The following is a 7,343-nucleotide window of genomic DNA, read 5'->3' as shown; positions in this document are numbered from 1 at the left end:
TCGATTTTCTTCCTTACCCCCCCCCCCCCCCCCCCCCCGGCAAGCGGATTACCACGTCCGTGCCGCCCGGGCCGCTGGTCAGCGCCAGCTGCGCGCCGATGGCCTGGGCGCGGTCGTGCAGCGCCAGCAGGCCCTTGCGCGCGGGCTGCTCGGTGTCGAAGCCGCAGCCGTCGTCCGACAGCCGCAGCACCACGCCCTCGCCCACCGCGCGCGCCTCGATGCACAGCGTGTGGGCGTGCGCGTGCTGGAGCACGTTGGACAGCACCTCCAACAGCATGAACTGCAGGTGCCGCATGGCCGCGCCGTCCAGCCCGGCCACGGGCGGCAGCAGGTCCACCTGCCACTGCAGTGCTATGCCCGCCGCCTTCAGGCGCGGCTCCAGCCGGTAGCGCAGGTTGGCCAGCAGGGCTGTCACGTCGCCGGGGGGCAGGTGCAGGGCGTCGATGGAGAGCTTGAGGTGGTCCAGCGATTCGCGCAGCGTCTCCAGCACCTCGTCCGTGCTGGCCCGGCCCGACTGCAGCTGCCGCATGGCGGCGCTGATGTGCGCGCCCACGCCGTCGTGCATGTCGCGCAGGATGCGCGTGCGCTCGCTGGCGCGCTCCTGCTCGCGGGCCATTTGCTCCATGTACTGGTAGCTCTGGTTCAGCTCGGCCTCCAGCTGCACCAAGCGGGCGGCCATGCGCGCCTCGAAGGCGCGCACCTGCTCGCTGGCGGCGCGAAAGCGCATGGCCGCCACATACACCAGCGCCACGCTGAACAGCATGGCGCTGTAGCGCTGCCAGGTTTCGGCGCCGTAATCGCCGTAGAGGCGGAACACCAGCAGGTCGCGCACGCCCATGAGCACGTTCAGCGCCAGCGCCGCCGCCAGCAGCCGGTGCTCGCGGCTCGCGCCCCGGCGCAGCGCCGCCGCCAGGTACAGCGCGCTCAGCGGCAGGAACACCGCCGCGCACACCGCATACCAGGCCGTCAGCACCAGGGGCTGGTGCCAGGCAGCGGCGGCCCAGCCCGCGCAGCCGCCCAGGGGCAGCAGCACCCACAGCACGGTGCGCACGGCGCGGTGGTGCCGCCAGCCTGCGGCCATGATGCAGAACATCATGGCAAAACACAGCCACCCGGCCATGGCCTGCACCATGGCGGCCTGCCACCAGGGCCAGGGCAGCACGGGGTTTTCGACCACCCGGTCGAACACGCGCAGCACCCAGGACCAGTCGGCCAGGCCCGCGTACAGGTACACCGGGTCGCGCCGCGCGGCGGGCCCGCCGCCGTGCTGCGTGTAGGGCTGGGTCCACCACAGCAGCAAGGCCACACTGCCGGCCACCAGCGCCACCAGGGCCAGCAGCGGCGACCCGATGACGTGCCGGTTCACGGCCGCCTGGTAGCGGCCGCGCAGCGTTGCGTCGGGGCCGATGAGCGGCGGCGCCAGGCCCGCGCGGCGCCCGCTGTCGGCGCGGATGCGCACCACCAGCTGGTTGCGCCCCGCGCGCAGCACCTGCCCCGGCACGGCCAGGTAGCGCGGCCCCTTGGCGTAGTCGGCGCCGCCGCCCTGCACCATGTCGCCGCTGCGGCGCAGCAGGGCGCCGTTGAGCCACACCTCGTAGGCATTGCCCACCTGGTGCAGCAGCAGGCCATGGGGCACGGCGGGCGGCTGCGGCAGGTCGAAGGCCATGTCGAACACCGCATACCCCTCGGCCCCACGCTGGTGGCGGTCCCAGTGGTAGGGCAGTTCGAGCGCCAGGTTCTGCGGCGGCCCGTTGGCGGGGGCGATGGCGGCCTGGGCGTGGCGCAGCTCCAGCACCTGGGCGTGCGCCGCGTGCAGCGCCAGCAGGCACCACAGCAGCCAGACGGCCCGGATCAGCCTAGAGCAGGCCGCGCCGCGTGGCTTCAAAGACGGCCTCGCTCTTGGAATGGACGGCCAGCTTGGCATACAGGCTCTTGATGTGCGCCTGCACGGTGTGTATGGACACGCCGTGCAGCCGCGCGGTTTCGGCGTACGAAAAGCCGCGCGCGATCAGGTCCAGCACGTCCTTCTCGCGCGGCGACAGCGCCACGTCCAGGGCGTCTTTCGCTTCTGTATTGATAGCTGCTTGCGCCCTGTCCATATGGGTTTGAGGCCGATTTGACCTTAAATCGAGGTACTTGTGCAGCACCTGCCGCGCGATCATGGGCGAGATGGGCGAGGCGCCCGCCTTCATCTGCAGCACGGTGTCGGCGATGTTCTCGGGCGTGGCGTCCTTGTGGATGTAGCCCAGCGCCCCGGCCTCGATGCTGGCGAGCACGCTCTCCTCGTCGCCGAACATGCTGATGACCAGCGGCTCGCAGCCCGGGTGCGTGTACCGGGCGTGGGCAATGGCGTCCAGGCCGCTGCCGTCGGGCAGGCCCAGGTCCACCAGCAGCACGTCCAGCCCCTGCGGCGCGCGGGCGTCCAGCCAGTCGCGGGCCTCGGCCACCGTACCCAGGCAGCCCGCCAGCGCCAGCTGCGCGCAGCCCTGCACGCTGGCGGCGAAGAAGTCGCGCGTCTGCGGGTCGTCCTCGACGATCAATACGTGCCAGGGCTGGGGCATGGGGTGGGGAATGAGCGGGTGTCAGCGAGCATAAACACAAAGCAGCGCGGTCGGGCTCCCACATTCCTCCCATATTCATGGGATGGCGCGCAGGCTCGCCTGCCGCGACGATGGCGAGGCATTCCCCAACCCCGCACAAAGGATAGAACCATGAACCCCCAACGCGCCAAACGCCTGCACTACATCGCCGCCGCCATCGCGGCCCTCGCCCTGACCGCCTGCGGCGGCGGTGGCGGCGACAGCACCGACAGCGGAAGCACTGGGAGCACCGGCAGCACTGGAAGCACCGACACTGGCAGCACCGGCAGCACCGGCAGCACTGGAAGCACCGACACTGGTAGCACCGGCAGCACTGGCAGCACCGACACTGGCTCCACCACCGTCACCGTGTCCGCCACCTGCGACCAGTTGACCAGCGGTACCTACCGGGTGCTCCTGCCCGCCGACGCCGAGGCATCCACCGCCACCATCACGATGGATTCCAGCGGCACGCCGCAAGTGGCCTGGGCCGACGGCACGACGAGCAGCCTGACGGCCGGCACCGACGCCTGCTCCTTCACCACCGGCACCAATGGGGCCAGCGTGGTGGTGGGCACGGGCGGCGTGATGTTGATCGCCGCCAATGACGACGATGGCACGTACTACCCGACCCTGGCGTTCCCCGAGCAAACGGCCAGCCTGGCCGACCTGGACGGCACCTGGAACCGCCTGGGCTGGAGCCGCGCGAACGACGGCGGGACGAGCGAGCCCTACGTGCTGCAGTACGGCATGGGCACCATCTCTGGCGGCAGCGTCACCAGCCTCAAGAGCTGCACCACCACCACCCCCGTCACCTGCACGGACGAGAGCACGCCGTCGGCCACCTTTGCCGTCAGCGCCTCGGGCGGGTTCACCGGCTCGGGCGCCGACGCGCCGAACGTGGGTGCCTACGTCTTCAAGAACGGCAGCTACACCCTGCTGGTGATGCTGGACCAGGACGGTTCCATGAACCTGTTCACCAAGCAGACCACCCTGAGCTACCCCACCGTGGGCACCGTGAGCAGCAGCTGGAACGTGCAGGCCAACTCCGCGGGCACGGCCGTCACCGCCACCACCGACACGCTGCCGGGCATCTCGATCACCACCAACACCATTACCGCCGTCGATACCAGTGCGGGCACCATCACGCGCGACAGCAGCAACGCCGGGGCGACCGCCGTGTCGCAGACGCTGCACAACAACACGCCGCTGACGGGCATGCGCCAGCGCGACGGCGTTTCGGGCAGTGTCTCGCCTGCGGTGATGCTGCCGCTGGTCCCCGGCCTGTCGGTGACGGGGCGCCTGAATGCCAGTGGGACCACAACCCCGGGCACAGGCAACGGCTGGGTGGTGTTGAGCCTCAACAAGTCCTGACTGGCCCCCGGGGCCGCATTGTCGCCATGGGACAATGCGGCCCATGCATGCACTGTTTGAAGAGGCCGGCAAGTTCCTTGCCGGTCGCATCCTTTCCGAGGCCGATACCTCGGCCCAGATCGAGCTGGAATCGGGCAAGCGGGTCAAGGTCAAGGCCGCGCACATCCTGCTGAAGTTCGACAAGCCCGCCCCCGCCGACCTCATCGCCCAGGCCCAGGCCGTGGCGCAGGGCATGGAGCTGGACTTGGCCTGGGAATTCGCGCCCGAGGACGAGTTCGGCTTTGCCGACCTGGCGCGGGACTACTTCAGCGACAACGCCACGCTGGCCCAGCAGGCGGGCGCGCTGTTCGCGCTGTACGACGCGCCGCACTACTTTCGCCGCGCGGGCAAGGGGCGGTTCAAGAAGGCGTCGGCCGAAATCCTGCAGCAGGCGCTGGCCGCCATCGAGAAGAAGAAGGCCGTCCAGGCGCAGATCGAAGCCTGGGCCGCCGCGCTGGCGCAGGGCGAATGCCCGCAGCCCATCCGCGAGCAGCTCTACAAGATATTGTTCAAGCCCGACAAGAACGCGCCCGAGTACAAGGCCGTGGTGGAGGCCAGCCGCGCCACGCACACCGCGCCGCTCGATCTGCTGCAAAAGGCCGGGGCGATCACCTCGGCCTACCAGTTCCACTGGCAGCGCTTTCTGTTCGACAACTTCCCCAAGGGCACGGGCTTCCCGGCCATCAGCGCGCCGCAGCCGCCCGCAGATTTGCCGCTGGCGCCGGTGCAGGCGTATTCCATCGACGATTCGCAGACCACCGAGATCGACGACGCGCTGTCGGTGCAGGGCCTGGGCACGGGCACGGTCACTTTAGGCATCCACATCGCCGCGCCGGGGCTGGCCATTGCACCGGGCAGCGCCATCGACCAGCTGGGCCGCAACCGCCTGTCCACCGTCTATATGCCGGGCTACAAGATCACCATGCTGCCCGACGAGGTGGTGCGCATCTACACGCTGGACGAAGGCCGCGCCAACCCGGCCGTGTCGCTGTACGTGACCATCGACGAGGCGACGCTGGCCATCACCGGCACCGAAACAAAGCTGGAGCGCGTGCCGGTGGCGGTGAACCTGCGCCACGACCAGCTCGACCACATCGTGACGGAGGAATGGCTGGCCGACCCGTCGGTTCAATACGAAAACACGCCCCAGCCCTTATTGGACAAGCGCGAGCAGCTATCATTTTTGCACCGCCTGGCCAAAAGCCTCAAAGCCCAGCGCGAGGTGGTGCGCGGCAAGCCCGAGACGTTCAACCGGCCCGACTACAACTTTCGCCTGGTGGGCAACGACGGCGGGGAGCCGGATGGCAGCGAGACAGTGCAGATCAGCACCCGCAAGCGCGGCGCGCCGCTGGACTTGATCGTGGCCGAGGCCGCCATCGTTGCCAACAGCACCTGGGGCAACCTGCTGGCCGAGCACGGCGTGCCCGGCATCTACCGCAGCCAGGCGAGCCTGGCGCCCGGCGTGAAGGTGCGCATGGGCACCAAGGCACTGCCGCATGCGGGCATCGGCGTCAAGAGCTACGCCTGGGCCACGTCGCCGCTGCGCCGCTACGTGGACCTGGTGAACCAGTGGCAGATCATCGCCGTGGTGCGCCATGGCAAGACGGCGGCCCTCGCCGCGCCGTTCAAGCCCAAGGACGCCGACCTGTTCAGCATCATCAGCAGCTTCGACGCGGCCTACAGCGCCTACAACGGCTACCAGGCGGGCATGGAGCGGTTCTGGACGCTCAAGTACCTGGAGCAGAACGGCATCACCGAGCTGAACGCCACCGTGTTCAAGGAAGGGCCGGGCGGCAGCTTTCTGGTGCGGGCGGACGCGCTGCCGCTGGTCTTGCCCGTGCTGGGCGCGCAAAACCTGCCGCGCGGCGCGCGCCTGAGGGTGAAGCTGGGCGCGGTGGACGAGATCACGCTGGACATCCACGGCACCGTGGCCGAGCGGCTGGACGACCCGGCGGATGCGGGCGACGACGGCCCGGTGGATGACGACGATGAAGCCGTGGCGGGGCCCATCGCCATTGCAGTCGATGTGAACGAGGCCGAGCCTGCCAGCGCAGATAATCCCACCCCGTGAAACTGCCCGCCTTTCTCCGCACTTTCAGCACCCTGCAACTGGCGCTGGGCGTCTCGATGGCCCTGCACGCGGCGCTGATCTCCGTGCGCTTCATCGACCCCGAGGGCTTCAACCGCGTGTTCCAGGACACGCCGCTCGAAGTCATCCTGGTCAACGCCAAGTCCAGCGAGCGCCCCGACAAGGCCCAGGCCATCGCCCAGGCCAGCCTGGCGGGCGGCGGCGACGCCGACAAGGGCCGGGCGACCAGCCCCCTGCCCTACACCGCGCTCACGACCGTCGGCGACGACTACGAGGAAGCCCAGCGCAAGATGGACGCGCTGCAGGAGCAGCAGACCCAGCTGCTGGCCCAGCTGCGCAAGCAGCTCGCCACCCTGCCCGAGCCCGACCCGCGCCAGCCCAGCCAGAGCGCCGAGCAGGTGGCCGAGCAGGAAAAGCGCCGCCAGCTCGTCAAGCTGCTGGCCGAGATCGAAAAGCGCATCAACGAAGAAAACTCGCGCCCCAAGAAGCGCTACATCAGCCCCGCCACGCGCGAGGAAGCCTACGCCATCTACTACGACGCGCTGCGCCGCAAGGTGGAAGACAAGGGCACCGAGAACTTTCCCGAGCAGGGCGGGCGCAAGCTGTACGGCGAGCTGACGATGATCGTCACCGTCAACCACGATGGCCGCGTGCTGGGCACCGAGGTCGTGCAGGGCTCGGGCAACCCCACGCTGGACCGCCGGGCCGAGGCCATTGCCCGCGCGTCCGGCCCGTTCGGCCCGTTCAACGCCGAGATGCGCAAGAAGGCCGACCAGATCGCCATGGTGGCGCGCTTCAAGTTCACCCGCGACCAGACCCTGGAAACCACCGTCCGATGACCCGCCCCGCCGATCTGGATTTGTACTGCGTGATGGGCAACCCGGTGGAGCACAGCCGCTCGCCCGCCATCCACGCCCGCTTTGCCGCGCTGACGGGCCAGGCCGTCGCCTACGAGCGCCGCCTGATCCCGCTCGACGGCTTCGTGCAGGGCGTGCGCGCCTTCGTGGCCGAGGGCGGGCGCGGCTGCAACGTCACCGTGCCGTTCAAGACCGAAGCCTGCGCCCTCGCCACGCACCGCAGCCCACGCGCGCAGCTGGCGGGCGCGGCCAACATCCTCATCTTTCGGCCGGACGGCAGCATTGCAGCCGACAACACCGACGGCCTGGGCCTGGTGGCCGACATCACCCGCAACGCGGGCGTGCCGCTGGCTGGCCGCCGCGTGCTGCTGGTGGGCGCGGGCGGCGCGGCGGCGGGCGTGCTGG

5 protein-coding genes and 1 pseudogene are annotated in these 7,343 nt (G+C 69.8%); 4 read left to right on the top strand and 2 right to left on the bottom strand.

From position 1 onward, the window contains the following. Window positions 1-13: 13 nt before the first annotated feature. Both QM569_RS07540 and QM569_RS07535 read right to left on the bottom strand, forming a co-directional pair. A complete protein-coding gene (locus tag QM569_RS07540) occupies window positions 14-1,885 on the bottom strand; it encodes a sensor histidine kinase (protein WP_414986614.1) in 1,872 nt (623 codons plus the stop codon). Then, window positions 1,857-2,561 carry a DNA-binding response regulator gene (locus QM569_RS07535; protein WP_414986613.1) on the bottom strand — a complete coding sequence of 235 codons (705 nt, stop codon included), beginning with the start codon at window positions 2,559-2,561 and terminating at the stop codon, window positions 1,857-1,859. The genes QM569_RS07540 and QM569_RS07535 overlap by 29 nt, the downstream gene beginning before the upstream one ends. A 150-nt stretch (window positions 2,562-2,711) precedes the next feature. On the opposite strand from QM569_RS07535, the gene QM569_RS07530 reads away from it, so the two are divergent. The 4 genes and pseudogenes from QM569_RS07530 to aroE all read left to right on the top strand — a co-directional run. Continuing rightward, complete coding sequence (locus QM569_RS07530; RefSeq protein ID WP_414986612.1) at window positions 2,712-3,953, top strand: hypothetical protein; 1,242 nt, start codon at window positions 2,712-2,714, stop codon at window positions 3,951-3,953. A 43-nt stretch (window positions 3,954-3,996) separates the two neighbouring features. Next, on the top strand, window positions 3,997-6,063 hold the full coding sequence (locus QM569_RS07525; RefSeq protein ID WP_414986611.1) for a ribonuclease catalytic domain-containing protein: 2,067 nt from the start codon (window positions 3,997-3,999) through the stop codon (window positions 6,061-6,063). Next, window positions 6,060-6,920: an energy transducer TonB gene (locus QM569_RS07520; protein WP_414986610.1), complete on the top strand. Its 861-nt coding sequence runs from the start codon at window positions 6,060-6,062 to the stop codon at window positions 6,918-6,920. Before QM569_RS07525 ends, QM569_RS07520 begins: the two co-directional genes overlap by 4 nt. Then, window positions 6,917-7,343: pseudogene (aroE, locus tag QM569_RS07515) on the top strand (shikimate dehydrogenase); the annotation flags it as partial. The gene QM569_RS07520 and the pseudogene aroE, both read left to right, overlap by 4 nt.

The organism is Acidovorax sp. (genome assembly GCF_047607405.1).
Classification (GTDB): Bacteria; Pseudomonadota; Gammaproteobacteria; order Burkholderiales; family Burkholderiaceae_C; genus Acidovorax.
Note: the sequence above shows the minus strand (reverse complement) of the source record. Positions and strands in the feature narration are given on the sequence as shown.